This window comes from Actinomadura barringtoniae, assembly GCF_017573505.1.
Lineage (GTDB): Bacteria > Actinomycetota > Actinomycetes > Streptosporangiales > Streptosporangiaceae > Spirillospora > Spirillospora barringtoniae.
Map to the genome: position 1 here is coordinate 176,367 of NZ_JAGEOJ010000005.1, position 16,133 is coordinate 192,499.

13 protein-coding genes are annotated in these 16,133 nt (G+C 70.5%); 9 read left to right on the forward strand and 4 right to left on the reverse strand.

Features of this window, described 5'->3' with window-relative positions; genetic code table 11:
- The first annotated feature begins 38 nt into the window (after window positions 1–38).
- Window positions 39–1,541, forward strand: a complete 1,503-nt coding sequence (locus tag J4573_RS13660) for an aldehyde dehydrogenase family protein (RefSeq protein ID WP_208255802.1) — start codon at window positions 39–41, stop codon at window positions 1,539–1,541.
- A 551-nt stretch (window positions 1,542–2,092) separates the two neighbouring features.
- On the opposite strand, the gene J4573_RS13665 is transcribed toward J4573_RS13660, so the two are convergent.
- Window positions 2,093–3,679: a GMC family oxidoreductase gene (locus J4573_RS13665; protein ID WP_208255803.1), complete on the reverse strand. Its 1,587-nt coding sequence runs from the start codon at window positions 3,677–3,679 to the stop codon at window positions 2,093–2,095.
- 107 nt (window positions 3,680–3,786) lie between these two features.
- On the opposite strand from J4573_RS13665, the gene J4573_RS13670 reads away from it, so the two are divergent.
- A complete protein-coding gene (locus J4573_RS13670) occupies window positions 3,787–4,398 on the forward strand; it encodes a cob(I)yrinic acid a,c-diamide adenosyltransferase (RefSeq protein ID WP_208255804.1) in 612 nt (203 codons plus the stop codon).
- Window positions 4,399–4,478: 80 nt separating this feature from the next.
- Window positions 4,479–5,297 carry a DUF4097 family beta strand repeat-containing protein gene (locus tag J4573_RS13675; protein ID WP_208255805.1) on the forward strand — a complete coding sequence of 273 codons (819 nt, stop codon included), beginning with the start codon at window positions 4,479–4,481 and terminating at the stop codon, window positions 5,295–5,297.
- Between the two features lie 13 nt (window positions 5,298–5,310).
- On the opposite strand, the gene J4573_RS13680 is transcribed toward J4573_RS13675, so the two are convergent.
- Genes J4573_RS13680 through J4573_RS13690 form a run of 3 tightly spaced genes read right to left on the reverse strand, consistent with a single transcriptional unit; the run spans window position 5,311 to window position 9,075 of the window.
- Window positions 5,311–5,922, reverse strand: a complete 612-nt coding sequence (locus J4573_RS13680; RefSeq protein ID WP_208255806.1) for a GTP-binding protein — start codon at window positions 5,920–5,922, stop codon at window positions 5,311–5,313.
- Window positions 5,903–6,286 carry a DUF742 domain-containing protein gene (locus J4573_RS13685; protein ID WP_208255807.1) on the reverse strand — a complete coding sequence of 128 codons (384 nt, stop codon included), beginning with the start codon at window positions 6,284–6,286 and terminating at the stop codon, window positions 5,903–5,905. The genes J4573_RS13680 and J4573_RS13685 overlap by 20 nt, the downstream gene beginning before the upstream one ends.
- A gap of 5 nt (window positions 6,287–6,291) precedes the next feature.
- Window positions 6,292–9,075 carry a sensor histidine kinase gene (locus J4573_RS13690; protein ID WP_208255808.1) on the reverse strand — a complete coding sequence of 928 codons (2,784 nt, stop codon included), beginning with the start codon at window positions 9,073–9,075 and terminating at the stop codon, window positions 6,292–6,294.
- A 251-nt stretch (window positions 9,076–9,326) separates the two neighbouring features.
- Between J4573_RS13690 and J4573_RS13695 the strand changes: the two genes are divergently transcribed.
- From J4573_RS13695 to J4573_RS13720, 6 genes are all read left to right on the forward strand, one after another.
- Window positions 9,327–10,535: an ABC transporter substrate-binding protein gene (locus J4573_RS13695; protein ID WP_208255809.1), complete on the forward strand. Its 1,209-nt coding sequence runs from the start codon at window positions 9,327–9,329 to the stop codon at window positions 10,533–10,535.
- Window positions 10,532–11,668: an ABC transporter ATP-binding protein gene (locus tag J4573_RS13700; protein ID WP_208255810.1), complete on the forward strand. Its 1,137-nt coding sequence runs from the start codon at window positions 10,532–10,534 to the stop codon at window positions 11,666–11,668. Before J4573_RS13695 ends, J4573_RS13700 begins: the two co-directional genes overlap by 4 nt.
- 14 nt (window positions 11,669–11,682) lie before the next feature.
- Entirely contained in the window at window positions 11,683–12,894 is a 1,212-nt protein-coding gene (locus J4573_RS13705; protein ID WP_243772952.1) for an ABC transporter substrate-binding protein, read from the forward strand.
- Between the two features lie 61 nt (window positions 12,895–12,955).
- Complete coding sequence (locus J4573_RS13710) at window positions 12,956–13,879, forward strand: ABC transporter permease (RefSeq protein ID WP_208255811.1); 924 nt, start codon at window positions 12,956–12,958, stop codon at window positions 13,877–13,879.
- On the forward strand, window positions 13,879–14,685 hold the full coding sequence (locus J4573_RS13715; RefSeq protein WP_243772953.1) for an ABC transporter permease: 807 nt from the start codon (window positions 13,879–13,881) through the stop codon (window positions 14,683–14,685). Before J4573_RS13710 ends, J4573_RS13715 begins: the two co-directional genes overlap by 1 nt.
- Window positions 14,686–14,695: 10 nt before the next feature.
- On the forward strand, window positions 14,696–16,132 hold the full coding sequence (locus J4573_RS13720) for a gamma-aminobutyraldehyde dehydrogenase (protein WP_208255812.1): 1,437 nt from the start codon (window positions 14,696–14,698) through the stop codon (window positions 16,130–16,132).
- Window position 16,133 lies beyond the last annotated feature (1 nt).

The following is a 16,133-nucleotide window of genomic DNA, read 5'->3' on the forward strand; positions in this document are numbered from 1 at the left end:
AAGCGAGTACTTACTGAACCCTCGCCGGGAGGTCCCACATGTCCGTGGCCACGGAGAGCACGTCCACCTTCGAGTCGCTGAATCCGGCGACCGGTGAGGTCGTCGCCGAGCATCCGGTCCAAGACGAGAAGGCCGTGGGCGAGGCCGTCGAGCGGGCGCGCGAGGCCGCCGAGTGGTGGCAGGCGCTCGGCTGGAAGGAGCGGCGCGTCCGGCTGCTCAACTTCAAGGGCTCGCTGACCCGCAACCTCAACCGGATGGCCGAGCTCATCCACGAGGAGACCGGCAAGCCGGTCCAGGACGCCCAGCTCGAGACCATCATGGCGATCACCCACCTGGACTGGGCGGCCAAGAACGCCCAGAAGGTGCTCGGCCCGCGCAGCGTCTTCCCCGGCATGGTCGCCATCAACCAGAAATGCGTGCTGGAGTACCAGTCGCTCGGCGTCGTCGGCGTCATCGGCCCGTGGAACTACCCGATCTTCACCCCGATGGGCTCGATCGCCTACGCGCTCGCCGCCGGCAACGCGGTGGTCTTCAAGCCGTCGGAGTTCACCCCCGGCGTCGGTGTGCTGCTCGCCGAGCTGTTCGCCGCCGTCGTCCCCGAACGCCCCGTCCTGCAGACCGTCACCGGCCTCGGCGCGACCGGCGGCGCGCTCGCCTCGCACCCGGGCATCAACAAGATCGCCTTCACCGGCTCCACCCGTACCGCCAAGAAGGTCATGGCGGCCTGCGCCGAGAACCTCACCCCGATCGTCGCCGAGTGCGGCGGCAAGGACGCCTGCATCGTCGACGCGGACGCCGACCTGGACGCCGCCGCCGACGCCGCACTCTGGGGCGCGATGTCGAACGCGGGCCAGACCTGCATCGGCGTCGAGCGCATCTACGTGGTCGACTCCGCCTACGACGCGTTCCTGTCCAAGCTCACCGACAAGGCCAAGGACCTGCGCCCCGGCTTCGACCGCGAGGCCGCCTACGGCCCGATCACGATGCCCGGCCAGATGGACATCATCGAGCGGCACATCAAGGACGCCCTCGACCAGGGCGCCACCGCCGTCGTCGGCGGCGCCGAGTCGGTCCGCAAGCCCTACGTCGAGCCGGTCGTGCTGACGGGCGTGCCGGACGACTCCTCGGCGGTCTGCGAGGAGACCTTCGGGCCCACCATCACCGTCCACAAGGTGAAGGACCTCGAAGAGGCCCTGGAGAAGACTAACAAGACCAACTACGGCCTGGCCGGCACCATCTTCTCCGGCAACAAGGCCCGCGCGATGGACGTCGCCCGCCGGATGCGCTCGGGCATGACCTCCATCAACGCCTTCGCCGCGTTCGCCCAGGTCGCCGCCCTGCCGTTCGGCGGCGTCGGCGAGTCGGGCTTCGGCCGCATCCACGGCGCCGACGGGCTCCGCGAGTTCACCCGGCCGAAGGCCATCACCCGGCAGCGCTTCGCCGTCCCGATGAACCTCACCTCGTTCTCCCGCACGGAGAAGGAGATGGCGCGCATCCTGCAGATGGTGAACATGCTGCACGCCAAGCACTACAAGCGGTGACCGGCTGAGGCGGACTCAGGCTTCACGCAAGGCGACTTAGGGCGGCTTAGGACCACTAAGCCGCCCTAAGCCTTTCTTATGAGCAGAGATAAGGCTTCGTCCCGATGCCCGGGGTGCCGCCTTAGAACGAACCTTGAACATGTCGGGCCGGGAAGGCCGGCCCGCAGCTCAAGGAGACAGACAATGATGCACCCGGACATCTCCAAGGTCATCGCCGACGACCGCGCCCGCCAGCTGCGGAACGAGGCCAAGCTGCGCCGCCAGGCCGCCAAGGCCAAGGCCCGTCGCCGGTGACCCGGCAGGTCCCCGGTCCGCGAACGCACCCGGCCCCCCGGCAGCCCGCACTGCCAGGCTGCCGCACTGCCAGGCTGCCAGGCTGCCGGACTGCCGCACTGCCAGGCTGCCAGGCTGCCGCACTGCCGGGCTGCCGGATCGAACAGACCAGACGCCCCCGCCCATCTCCCGGGGGCGTCTCGCATTCCTACGCCGATCTTGCTCTGAGCGCCCCATTCCGATGCCGGTAGGGGCGCTGAGAGCAAGATCGGCGTGGTTCAGACCTTCGGGGTGAGCGGGGCACGGCCTCGGATGAGGTCGGCGGCACGCTCGGCGATGGCGATGGTGGGAGCGTTGGTGTTGCCCCGCGGGACCGCCGGCATGACGGAGGCGTCGACGACCCGCAGGCCCTCGACACCGCGCACCCGCAGCTCCGGGTCGCACACCGAGTCCGCGCCGCCGCCCATCGCGCACGTGCTGGTCGGGTGGAACAGCGTGGCGACCTCGCGCCGCACGAACTCGCGCACCGACGCGTCGTCGTCGGCCTGCTCGCCCGGCGCGGTCTCGCCGCCGACCAGCGCGGCCAGGGGGCCGGTGGCGGCGATCTCGCGGGCCTGCCGGACCCCCGCGACCAGGATGTCCAGGTCGGCCTTGTCGGCGAGGTAGGCCGGGTCGATCAGCGGCTTGGCGTACGGGCTGCCCGAACGGAGCGTCAGCGCGCCCCGGCTGGCGACCGCGACCGCCGTGGCGAAGACCGACAGCGCCCGTTCGGTCGACTCCACCAGCCCCTGGTTGACGAACGGCGTGGGCAGCACGTGGTACTGCATGTCGGGCGCGGGCAGGCCCTCGACCGTACGGACGAAGCCCCCCGCCTCGGCGACGTTGGAGGCGTACGGGCCCCGCCCGAACGCCTGCCAGACCGCGAAGTTGCGGGCGTTCGCCAGCTCCCACAGCGGCTTGCTGCGCGGGGTGGCGAACATGACGTTCACGAACGGGTGGTCCTGCAGGCCCTGCCCGACCGGGGAGTCGACCAGCACGTCGATGCCGTGCTCGCGCAGGTGGTCGGCCGGGCCGACGCCCGACAGCATGAGCAGCTGCGGGCTGTTGACCGCGCCGCCCGACAGCAGCACCTCGCGTTCGGCGCGGACCTCGACGGTCTTGCCGCGCGCCTCGTACGCGACGCCGACGGCCCGGCCGTTCTCGATCAGGACCTTGGTGGCCAGGGCGTCGGTCACCACGGTGAGGTTGGTGCGCAGCATCGCCGGGTGGAGGTAGCCGACCGCCGTCGACCAGCGCTTACCGCGCCGGTGGGTGACCTGGTAGAAGCCGACACCGTCCTGCTCGGACCCGTTGAAGTCGTGGTTGGCGGCCAGCCCGTACGCCTTGGCCGACTGCACCCACGCCTGGCTGAGCTTGTGCTTGAAGCGCAGGTCCTCGACGCGGAGCGGTCCATCGATGCCGTGGAAGTCGGACTCTCCTCGCTGCTGGTCCTCGGCCCGCCGGAAGTAGGGCAGCATCTCCTCGAAGCCCCAGCCCGTACAGCCGTAGGAGTCGCGCCAGGTGTCGTAGTCGTACCGGTGCCCGCGGATGTAGATCATCGCGTTGGTGGAGGAGCTGCCGCCGAGGGTCCGGCCGCGCGGCCAGTAGACCTTCCGGCCACCCGCGTGCTCCTGCGGGACGGTGTCGTAGTTCCAGTCGTACGGGCCCTTGATCAGCGCCGCGACGGCCGCCGGGATGTGGATCTCTGGGGCGTCGTCGGGCGGACCGGCCTCCAATAGCAGCACCTTGGTGCCGGGATCCTCGCTCAGCCGGGCGGCCAGCACACAGCCCGCGCTGCCAGCGCCCACGATGATGTAGTCGTACAAGGCCGCCTCCGGAGGTCGCGCCAGGCGAAAGTAAGTAAAACCCTACCGAACATCATTCTGCCCCCTACCTCGGCAGGGGCCCCCGGCAGCCCGGTTAGGGTGACCTCATGGCGAAGAACAGGGAGACCCCCGTCGTGCTGTCCCGGATCTACACCCGTACCGGCGACGACGGCACGACCGCGCTCGGCGACGCGTCCCGTACGGCCAAGACCGACCCCCGGCTCGCCGCCTACGCCGACGTGGAGGAGGCCAACGCCGCGATCGGCGTCGCCATCGCCCTGGGCTCCCTGCCCGAGCCGCTCGCCGCCCTCCTCACCCGCCTGCAGAACGACCTGTTCGACGTGGGCGCCGACCTGTGCGCGCCCGTCGTCGCCGACCCGGAGTACCCGCCGCTGCGCATCGACGAGTCCTATGTGGACTTCCTCGAAGAGGCCTGCGACACCCACAACGCCGAGCTGGAGCCCCTGCGCAGCTTCATCCTCCCCGGCGGCTCTCCCGGCGCCGCGCTGCTCCACGTCGCCCGCACCGTCAGCCGCCGCGCCGAACGCAGCGCCTGGGCGGCGATCGAGGCGCACGGCGTCGCCCCCGAGGCCGACGGCGGCGTGAACCCGCTGACCGCCCGCTACCTGAACCGGCTGTCGGACCTGCTGTTCATCCTCTGCCGGGTCGCCAACGCGGGCCACGGCGACATCCTGTGGAAGCCGGGCGGCGAACGCTGACCGATGGTGGGGTTAGCCCCACCCCGCACACTCCAGGACACCACCTGGCACCGACGGGACCCGCGAGAGATCCTGAAACCGTGAAGACCTTGATGAGCGTGGCGGTGCTGGCCGGGGCGGCGATCGCCCTCGCCGGTTGCCGCGTGGACGTGAACACCGAGACCCACCACGAGGACCGCTCGTACGCCGCCCCGGACGCCAAGTCGATCAAGGTGTCGGGCGCCGGCGGCAAGGTGGAGATCGTCGGCTCCGACTCGCCCGGCATCAAGGTCGAGGAGCGACTGACCTGGACCAGCGAGCACCGCAAGCCCGAGCCGAAGCACGTCATCCAGAACGGCACCCTGTCGCTCTCGGCCACCTGCAAGGGCCACGTGATCGGCTTCAGCAACTGCGGTGTCTCGTACAAGATCCAGGTCCCCCGCGACACCGGCCTGGACCTGCACAACGACGACGGCGCCGTCACCGTCTCCGACGTCCAGGGCGCCATCCGCGTCACGACCGACACCGGCAGCATCGAGGCCAACGCGCTCCGCGCGACCTCCCTCTACGCCAAGACCGGCGACGGAACGGTCCGCGCCTCCGGCGAGGTCGGCTCGGCCGAGTTCCACACCGACACCGGCAGCGTCGCCGCCACCGCCCTGCGCACCGACAAGCTCATCGCCGGCTCGGGCGACGGCACCCTCAGCTTCGGCCTCACCCAGCCCCCGAACTCGGTGAAGCTCACCGCCGACACCGGCGACGTCAAGCTCAAGCTGCCGTTCGCCGACGTCAAGTACGCCCTCGACGCCTCCACCGACACCGGCAACGTCGACAAGAACGGCATCCCCGTCGACTCCGCCTCCCCGCACAAGATCACCATCAAGACCGGCGACGGCAACATCACCATCACCCCCGCCTAGGCACGGGCCCGGGTCAGGTGCGGCGGGCGGGGGCGCCGGCTTCTTGGGTGTCCACTCTGAGGCCTATGACGTGGCGGACCAGGGCTACCAGGACGTTCTTGCCGGACTCGCGGCGGCGGACGTCACAGAGGACCACGGGGACGACGGGGTCCAGGTCGAGTGCCTCGCGGACCTCGTCGCCGCTGTAGTCGAAGCCGTCGGAGAAGACGTTCACGCCGACCAGGAAGGGCAGGCCGCGGCGTTCGAAGTAGTCGATGGCCGGGAAGCAGTCGGCCAGGCGGCGGGTGTCGGCGAGGACGACGGCGCCGAGCGCGCCGGTGGCGAGCTCGTCCCACATGAACCAGAAGCGGTCCTGGCCGGGCGTGCCGAACAGGTAGAGGATCAGGCCGTCCCGGATGGTGATGCGGCCGAAGTCCATCGCGACCGTGGTGGTCGTCTTCTGCTCGACGCCCGCGGTGTCGTCGACGCCGACGCCGCGGTCGGTGAGGAGCTCCTCGGTCTGGAGCGGCCGGATCTCGCTCACGGCGCCGACCAGGGTGGTCTTGCCGACCCCGAAGCCGCCGGCGATGAGGATCTTGACCGGGATCGGGGCCTCGGCGTCGCCTTCAGAGCGCTTCGAGTCCATGCAGCACTTCTCTCAACAGGTCTTCGGTGACGACGCCGTCCTTAGCGTGGAGTCGCGGACGGCGGATGGTGACGAACCCGTGGTCGACGAGGTCGCCGAGCAGCACCCGGACCACCACCAGCGGCAGCCGGAGCCGGGCCGAGACCTCCGCGACCGACAGGGGCTCCAGGCAGAGCTCGATGATCGAGATGTGCTCGGGGCCTATACCCGGGTGCGCGCCCGCGGGCCGGGCCACCGTCGCGACGTTCGCCATCATGGCGAAGTCCTCGCGGCCGGAGTGGCGGGCGCGGCCGCCGGTCATCGCGTACGCCCGCACCAGGGGCCCGGCGTCGTCGTCGAACCACTCGTTCCCAGGACCGGTCATCCCGTTCACGATTCCTCGCCGTCCTCCTGCAGCTCCTCGCGCCCGCGCCGGGTGCCGGTCTGGATGGCCGACATCATCGCCCGCAGGTCCTCGGGCGAGCGTTCGGGCCGGGTCGACGCCGGGTCCGCGGGCGGCGGCGGTGCCTGGTCCTCACGCAACTGCGGGGCGATGTTGGCCTGCCGGACGCGGCGCGGCAGATGCGGCTTGCCGCTCTTGCCGCTCTTGCCTTCGCTGCCGTCGCGCCTGTTCAGCCTGGTGGGCGAGGACGACGGGAAGGGGTCCGGGTCTGCCGGAGCGTTCTGCGGCGCCGAGGGCAGGTCGGACGAGTCGTAGGGCGGAACGGTCCCGCCGTGCCGAGAAGTGGGCTCGTCGTAGGGCGACGGGGGCCCGCCATAACGCGACGCGGGTCCGCCATAGGAAAGCTCGGACTCGTCATAGGTGGGGCCGTACGGCGAAGCGCCGCCGTCGTAGGACAACCTCGGGCTGCCGTAGGGCAAGGAGGGGCTGTCGAACGGCGAGGCCTCGTCGTACTGCGATCCCGGCTGGTCGAACGACACCGGGGGCTGGTCATAGCCTGCCGCCGGACGGTCGAACGGTGACGTGGGCGCGTCATAGGGCGCCGCCGGCTGGTCAAAGGGCGACCTGGGCGGGTCGTACGGAGACTCGCCATACGGAGACTCACCGTACGAAGGCTCGCCCTGCGGGGGCTGCGGAGGTGGCGGCTCTTCTGGGGGCGGGCCCTGCGGGGGCTGCTGGGACGGGGAGTCGGGCGACAGCGGGAGCCGCAGCACCGAGCCGCTCGCCGAGCCGCTCGCCGGGCCCGCCTCCAGCGCGGCGGCGTCGCGGGTGTTGCGGTACGGGTCGCGGAACGATCCAGCGGGCACGAGGGCGTCCTGCGCGCGGCGGGTCATCGCGGCCAGCGGCGCGCCGCCGAGTTCCTGGTCGCCGGAGACGACCAGTTCGTCGGGCAGTAGCACGATCGCGGTCATGCCGCCGAACGGGGACGTGCGCAGCGTGACCTTGATGCCGTGGCGCTGAGCGAGGCGGCCGACGACGAACAGGCCGAGGCGGCTGGTGTCGGACAGGTCGAACTCGGGCGGCTCGGCCAGGCGCCGGTTGGCGGCGGCCAGGCTCTCCTCGTTCATGCTGAGGCCGCGGTCCTCGATCTCCAGGCTGAAGCCGTGCGAGACCGACTGGCCGGTGACCTGAACGGTGGTGTGCGGCGGCGAGAAGGCGGTGGCGTTCTCGATCAGCTCGGCGAGCAGGTGCACGACGTCGGCGACCGCGACGCCGACGATCGCCGACTCGGGCATCGGCGCCACGGTCACGCGGGTGAAGTCCTCGATCTCCGAGGCGGCCGCGCGGGTGACGTCGATGACCTTCACCGGGTTGCGCCAGCCGCGGCCCGGCGCGCGGCCGGACAGGATGATGAGGCCCTCCGCGTGGCGGCGCATGCGGGCGGCCATGTGGTCGACCCGGAACAGGTCCTCCAGGTCGCCGGGGTCGGTGAGGCGCCGTTCCATCGAGTCGAGCAGGGCGAGCTGGCGGTGCAGCAGCGCCTGGCTGCGGCGCGCGAGGTTGACGAACACCTCGCTGACGTTGCGGCGCAGCGCGGCCTCGTCGATGGCGCCCTGGATCGCGGTGCGGCGGGCGGCGTTGAACGCCTCGCCGACCTCGTCGATCTCCCGGGTGCCGAACGACAGCGGCGGCGCCTCGGTGGCCAGGTCGACCTCCTCGCCGCGGCGCAGCCGGCGGATGACCCGCGGCAGCCGTTCGTGCGCGAGGTCGAGCGCGGCGCGGCGCAGGCCCGTGAGGTCGCGGATGACCGAGCGGGCCACCCAGATCGCCAGGATGACCGACGCGACGACCGCGATGAGGCCGACGACGCCGGCGAGCGCGACGCGCAGGATGATGCCGTCGGAGATCGGCTCGGCCCGCTTCTCCGCGCCCGCCGTCATGGCGAGCTCGACGCCGCGCAACCGGGTGAGGTTGGAGTCGGCGGTGGTCTTCCACAGCACGTCGTCGCCGGGGCGCGGCCGGAAACCGCGGTTGGCGGCGGTGAAGCGGTCCTCCAGCGTGCGCAGCCGCGCGTACTCGGGGGTGCCGGTGACGCGCAGGTAGTACGCGCGGTCGGCGTCGCGCAGCTCGGGCGAGGACAGGTGGTAGAGGCTGCGCTGGGCGCCGACGAGCCGGACGAAGTCGGCGTGGTCGGTCGCGGTCATCCGCCCCGCCGCGAGAGCGCCCGCCATGATGGCGTCCTCCTGCGACAGCAGCTCCCGGGCGCGGGTGAAGTTGACCTGGTTGCGGGCGTCCTTGGAGACGTCGGCGTCGTTCAGCGTGGACAGCGCGCCTTGCAACGTTCCCAGGTCGCCCAGAATGTCGGTGAAGTTGGCGAACGCCTGCGTCTGCGTCGTCCGGCCGCGGTCGATCGCGGCCCGCCGGCCGTCGAGGTCGCCGAGGTGGGCGACGATGCGGTCGGCCAGCTTGCGCGCGTCGCCGGGGGCGGCGTCGCGCGCGCCCTTGTCGGCTGCCTGGTCGCGGAACAGGGTCGCCTGCCGGTCGGTGTCGAGCCGCGCGGACTCCATCGCGGCCTGGTCGCCGGGGGTGTGGCTGCCGAGGTAGACCAGCGACAGCCGCCGTTCGGCCTGGAGCGCGCTCCCGAGCGCACCGGCCGGATAGCCGTAGTGGTCGTGGACCGTTTTGACGTTGCGGAGGTTCAGCCCGTCGCCGAGCGTCACGCTCGCCGCGAAGGCCCACAGTGTGCTCAGCGAGACCAGGGACACCAGCACCAGGGCGATGATCTTGAACCGGACCGAACCGGTCCGTCCGGCCCTCGCCCGCCGGTGTCCGTTCCCCGGGCCCGCCGTTCGTCCCGTTGGTCGCACAGCGTGATGTTTCCCGTTCGTGGCGGAATCGATGGACGCCCAGACGTTACTACGCGACGATCGGTCATGTACTAGTTGTTGCCAAATCCCCGGTTCTTGAGGATTTCAGTCCTCAAACCGGACACCACACCCCCTAGACTCCTGCGATCGTGATCATGCCCCGCTTTCCCCAGAGAACGTCTCGCGGCCTGCGCCACGCCGCCGCGACGGCGGCGGCGCTCACTCTGACGGCCGCCTCCGCCACCGCCTGCAGCGGCTCGGGCGACGACGCCACGACGTCGGTCCCGCACCTGAACGCCCAGCAGGAGATCGGGCCCGCCGAGGGCTCGCTCGACCTCGTGGTCTGGGCCGGCTACGCCGAGGACGGCACGAACGACAAGACCGCCGACTGGGTCACCCCGTTCGAGAAGGCCTCGGGGTGCCGGGTCAACGCGAAGATCGCCGACACCTCGGACTCGATGGTCGCGCTGATGAAGACCGGCCGCTACGACGGCGTCTCGGCGTCCGGCGACGCGAGCCTGCGGCTGGTCTACGGCGGCGACGTCGTGCCGGTCAACACCGGCCTGCTCACCGAGTACGGCGACATCGCCGGCTACCTGAAGAACCAGTCCTACAACTCCATCAACGGGCAGATGTACGGCGTCCCGCACGGCTACGGCGCCAACCTGCTGATGTACCGGACCGACATGTTCTCCCAGCCGCCGACCTCGTGGAACGTGGTCTGGGACACCAACTCCCAGGCCGCCGGGCACGTGGCCGCCTACGACTCCCCGATCTACATCGCCGACGCCGCGCTCTACCTGCGCGCGCACAAGCCGAGCCTGAAGATCAAGGATCCGTACGCGCTGAACGACAAGCAGTTCGACGCGGCGGTCGACCTGCTGAAGAAGCAGCGGCCCAACATCAACCAGTACTGGCACAACTACCTGGACGAGGTCCAGTCGTTCAAGAGCGGCGACAACCACGCGGGCACCGCGTGGCAGGTCATCGCGAACGTGGCCAAGTCCGAGCGGGCGCCGGTCGCGACGACGCTGCCCGCCGAGGGCGCGACCGGCTGGTCCGACACCTGGATGCTCTCGTCCAAGGCGCAGCACCCGAACTGCATGTACCGGTGGATGAACTGGATCACCAAGCCGCAGATCCAGGCGCAGGTCGCGCAGTACTTCGGCGAGGCGCCCGCCAACCCCAAGGCCTGCCGCTTCACCGCCAAGGGGTTCTGCGCCGACTTCCACGTGGGCGACGACGCGTTCTACCAACGACTGGCGTTCTGGCGTACGCCGACGGCCGATTGCGGCAAACCCGGAAAATCCGGGTGCGTCGACTACTCGCGCTGGACGCAGGCATGGACTCAAATCAAGGGATGAAGGACGTGAATTCCGCTGATTCCGCGGTGGAGGCCGACAGCGAACCCAAGCCCGAAAACGGGTCCGAGCCCGGAATCGGGCCGGAGTCCGGGGCCGCCTCCGCGAGCGCGGTGCGGCTGAACGGGCTGCGCAAGGAGTTCGGCGACGTCGTCGCGGTGGACGGGATCGACCTGGAGATCGCCGACGGCGAGTTCTTCGCGATGCTCGGCCCGTCCGGCTCCGGTAAGACGACCGTGCTGCGGCTCATCGCCGGGTTCGAGGCGCCGACCGCGGGAGCGGTCCACCTCGGCGGCCAGGACGTGACGAAACGCGCGCCGTTCGAACGCGACGTCAACACCGTCTTCCAGGACTACGCGCTGTTCCCGCACATGAACGTGCTGGCCAACGTGGAGTACGGCCTCAAGGTCAAGAAGGTGGCCAAGGCCGAGCGCCGCGAGCGCGCCCGTGAGGCGCTGCGCACCGTGCGGCTTGAGGACTACGGCGCCCGGCGCCCCCGCGAGCTGTCCGGGGGGCAGCGCCAGCGGGTCGCACTCGCCCGGGCGCTGGTCAACCGGCCGAAGGTGCTGCTGCTGGACGAGCCGCTCGGCGCGCTCGACCGCGGGCTCCGCGAGGAGATGCAGGTCGAGCTGAAGCAGATCCAGCGCGAGGTCGGCATCACGTTCCTGTTCGTGACCCACGACCAGGAGGAGGCGCTCACCATGAGCGACCGGATCGCGGTGTTCAACGCGGGCCGGATCGAGCAGGTGGGCACCCCCGCCGAGGTGTACGAGCGGCCGGCCAGCGCGTTCGTCGCGGGCTTCGTCGGCACCTCCAACCTGATCGAGGGCGAGGCCGCGGAGACCGTTCTCGGGCGTGCCGGGCGCTACAGCGTCCGGCCCGAGCGGATCCGCGTCGGCACCGACCTCGACGCGGACACCCCCGCGGACGAGCGGTCGGCGGCCGGCACCGTCGCCGAGGTCGCCTACGCGGGCGCGGTCACCCGGTTCGTCGTCGACCTCGACGCGGGCGGCCGGCTGCTGGTGGTCCAGCAGAACCTGCACGGCACGTCCGTGGACGTGCTGGAGCTGCGCGGCACGCGAGTCCGGCTCGCCTGGAGCCGCGAACACGAGTTCTCCATCCCTTCCCCCCACTGATCGGAGAAACCACGATGCGCTTCACGCGCCTCACCATGTCCACCGCTCTGGTAGCCGCGGGCCTGCTGGTCGCCGCCGGCTGCGGAGGAGACGACGGAAAGGGCGGCGGTGGCGGCGGTACGGTCGCGGGCTTCAACCCGCCGAAGATCGCCCCGCTCCAGTCGCTCGGCAAGGGCGAGGGCCAGGTCAACCTCGTCGCCTGGGCCGGTTACACCGAGAACGGCAGCAACGACAAGTCGGTCGACTGGGTCCACCCGTTCGAGAAGCAGACCGGCTGCAAGGTGAACGCCAAGACGGCCGGGACCTCCGACGAGATGGTCACGCTGATGAAGACCGGGCAGTACGACGCGGTCTCGGCGTCCGGCGACGCGTCCCTGCGGCTGATCGCCTCCGGCACGGTCGCGCCGGTCAACACCGCGCTGATCCCGAACTACTCCGACATCTTCGACGACCTGAAGCTGAAGCCGTGGAACTCGGTGAAGGGCGTCGCCTACGGCGTCCCGCACGGCCGCGGCGCCAACATGCTGATGTACAACACCGACAAGGTGAAGCCCGCGCCCGACTCGTGGAAGGCCGTGTTCGACCCGGCCTCCCCCTACAAGGGCAAGATCACCGCGTACGACTCGCCCATCTACATCGCCGACGCCGCGCTCTACCTCAAGGCGACCCAGCCCGCGCTCGGCATCAAGGACCCCTACGCGCTCGACCAGAAGCAGTTCGACGCGTCGGTGAACCTGCTGAAGCAGCAGAAGGCCCTGATCGGCGAGTACTGGTCGGACGCCACCAAGTCGGTCCAGTCGTTCAAGAGCGGCGACACCCTGCTCGGCACCACCTGGCAGGTCATCGCCAACATGGCCAAGGACGCCAAGGCGCCCGTCGCGACCGTGCTGCCCAAGGAGGGCGCGACCGGCTGGTCGGACACCTGGATGGTCGCGGCCAAGGCCCAGCACCCCAACTGCGCCTACCAGTGGATGAACTGGATCGTGTCGCCGGAGGCCAACGCGCAGGTCGCCGAGTACTTCGGTGAGGCGCCCTCCAACGCCAAGGCCTGCACGAAGACCACCGACAAGAAGTTCTGCGACACCTACCACGCCGCGGACGACCTGTACTGGACGAACGTGCACTACTGGAACACCCCGATCCCGCAGTGCCTGGACGGCCGGACCAACGTCAAGTGCGTGGACTACTCCGCGTGGACGCGGGCCTGGACGGAGATCAAGGGATGAGTGAGCGGAGCGAGCGATGCGGGGGGTGTGGGGGGTCGTCCCCCCACCAGGAGCAAGGCTGATGACGCTCGCCGACCAGGCGACCGGCACGACCGGCGCGCGCGGCGGCCGGGTGGCCGCCGCGCGCCGCCGGGTGGCCGGGCAGCTGCACCGGCGGCCGCGCGTGCGGCTGTCGGTGCTGCTGTCGGCCCCGCTGCTCTGGCTGGTGGTCGCCTACCTCGGGTCGCTGGCGGCGCTGTTCGCGGCGGCGTTCTGGACCACGAACGTCTTCACCGGCGACGTGGTCAAGACCTACACGACGCAGAACTTCCACGACCTGCTGACGATGGGCGTCTACCGGACGATCACGTTGCGCAGCGTGCTGATCGCGGTGGCGGTCACGGTGGTGGACGTGGTCATCGCGTTCCCGATGGCCTTCTACATGGCCAAGGTCGCCTCGCCGCGGGCCCGCCGCCGGCTGGTCATCGCGATCATGACGCCGCTGTGGGCGGGCTACCTGGTCAAGGCCTACGCGTGGCGGGTGCTGCTGGCGACCGGCGGGCCGATCGACTGGGTGCTGGACCCGTTCGGGCTGCACGGCCCGGGGTACGGGGTGCCCGCGACCGTCATGACGCTGTCCTACTTGTGGCTGCCGTACATGATCCTGCCGATCTACGCGGGGCTTGAGCGGCTGCCCGACTCGCTGCTGGACGCGGCGGGCGACCTCGGCGCACGTTCGTTCCGCACGTTCCGCACGGTCGTCTGGCCGACCGCCTTCCCCGCCGTCGTGGCGGGCTCGATCTTCACCTTCTCGCTCTCGCTGGGCGACTACATCACGGTGAAGCTGGTCGGCGGGAAGAGCCAGATGATCGGGAACGTGGTGTACGACAACGTCGGCGTCGCGGGCAACCTGCCGTTCGCGGCGGCGGTGGCGACCGTGCCGGTCGCCGTGATGGTGGTCTACCTCCTCGCGGTCCGGCGCACCGGCGCATTGGAGAACCTCTGATGTTGTCTAAGAGCGCGCGGATCTGGCTGCGGCTGGCGATGGTCGCGGGCCTGGGCGTGATCTACGTTCCGCTGCTGGTCGTGCTGATCGGCTCGTTCAACTCCAGCACCACCTTCAGCTGGCCGCCGAGCGGGCTCACCGGGCACTGGTGGTCGGTCACGCTCCACAACACCGGCGTACGGTCGGCGTTGTGGACCTCGGTCAAGGCGGGCCTCGCGGCGACGGCCGTCGCGCTGCTGCTCGGCACGATGCTGGCGTTCGCGGTGCAGCGCTACCGCTTCTTCGGGCGCGGCACCGTGTCCCTGCTCGTCGTGCTGCCGATCGCGCTGCCCGGCATCGTCACCGGCATCGCGCTGAACAACGCCTTCCGCACGGTGCTGGACCCGCTCGGGATCAAGCTGGGCCTCTTTACGGTGATCGTGGGACATGCGACGTTCTGCATCGTGGTGGTCTTCAACAACACGCAGGCGCGGCTGCGGCGCCTGGGCGCGAGCATGGAGGAGGCGTCCGCCGACCTCGGCGCCGACACCTTCCAGACCTTCCGGTACGTGACGTTCCCGCTGATGCGGTCGGCGCTGCTGGCCGGCGGGCTCCTGGCCTTCGCGCTCTCCTTCGACGAGATCATCGTGACCACCTTCACCGCCGGGGCCGGGGTCGAGACGCTGCCGATCTGGATCTTCAACAACCTGTTCCGGCCGGGCCAGGCGCCGGTGGTCAACGTGGTCGCCGCCGCGCTGATCGTGCTGTCGATCGTGCCGATCTACCTCGCGCAGCGGCTGTCCGGCGACGACGCCAAGCTGATCTGAAAGGACTTTCATGAGCGACCTCCGGGTGACCCGCAACTTCGTGAACGGAACCTGGACGGACGCGGCCGACGGCCGTACCGCCGAGCTCATCAGCCCGGTCACGGGCGAGGCGACCGGCACCGCGCCCGTCTCAAGCGCAGCCGACGTCGACACCGCCCTTTCCGCCGCGTCCACCGCGTTCGAGACCTGGCGCGACACCACCCCCGGCGAACGCCAGCTGGCCCTCCTGCGGATCGCCGACGCCATCGAGGCGCGAGCCGAGGAACTGGTCGCGGCGGAGTCGGAGAACACCGGCAAGCCGCTGGGCCTCACCATGTCGGAGGAGATCCCGCCGCTCGTCGACCAGATCCGCTTCTTCGCCGGCGCCGCCCGCGTCCTCGAAGGACGCTCCGCAGGCGAGTACATGCCCGGCCACACGTCCATGATCCGGCGCGAGCCCATCGGCGTCTGCGCGCAGGTGACGCCCTGGAACTACCCCATGCTGATGGCCGTCTGGAAGTTCGCCCCGGCGCTGGCGGCGGGCAACACCGTCGTCCTGAAGCCCTCCGACACCACCCCGGTCACCACCACCCTCATGGCCGAGATCGCCGCCGAGTTCCTGCCGCCCGGCGTCTTCAACGTGGTCTGCGGCGACCGCGACACCGGCCGCGCGCTCGTCGAGAACAAGATCCCGCAGCTCGTCTCCATCACCGGCTCGGTCCGCGCGGGCATGGAGGTCGCGGGCTCTGCCGCCCGCGACCTCAAGCGCGTGCACCTTGAGCTGGGCGGCAAGGCCCCGGTCATCGTGTTCGACGACGCCGACGTGGAGGCCGCGGCGGCCGCGATCGCCGAGGCGGGCTACTTCAACGCCGGGCAGGACTGCACCGCCGCGACCCGCGTCCTCGCTGGTCCCGGCGTTCACGACGACTTCGTCTCCGCCCTCGCCGAGCAGGCCGGGCAGACCAAGACCGGCCTGCCCGACGACGAGGACGTCCTGTACGGGCCGCTCAACAACGCCAACCAGCTCGACCGGGTCGCGGGGTTCGTCGACCGGCTGCCCGGCCACGCGAGCGTCCGCGCTGGCGGCTCCCGCGTCGGCTCGCGCGGCTTCTTCTACGAGCCGACCGTCGTGTCCGGCCTGGCGCAGGACGACGAGGCGATCCAGAACGAGATCTTCGGCCCGGTCATCACCGTTCAGCGGTTCTCCGACGAGGCCGAGGCGCTGCGCTGGGCGAACGGCGTGGAGTACGGCCTCGCCTCCTCGGTGTGGACCCGCGACCACGGCCGCGCGATGCGCATGGCCCGCCGCCTCGACTACGGCTGCGTCTGGATCAACACCCACATCCCGCTCGTCGCCGAGATGCCGCACGGCGGCTTCAAGCACTCCGGCTACGGCAAGGACCTGTCGATGTACGGCCTGGAGGACTACACGCGCGTCAAGCACGTGATGTCCAACATCGAGTCCTGAG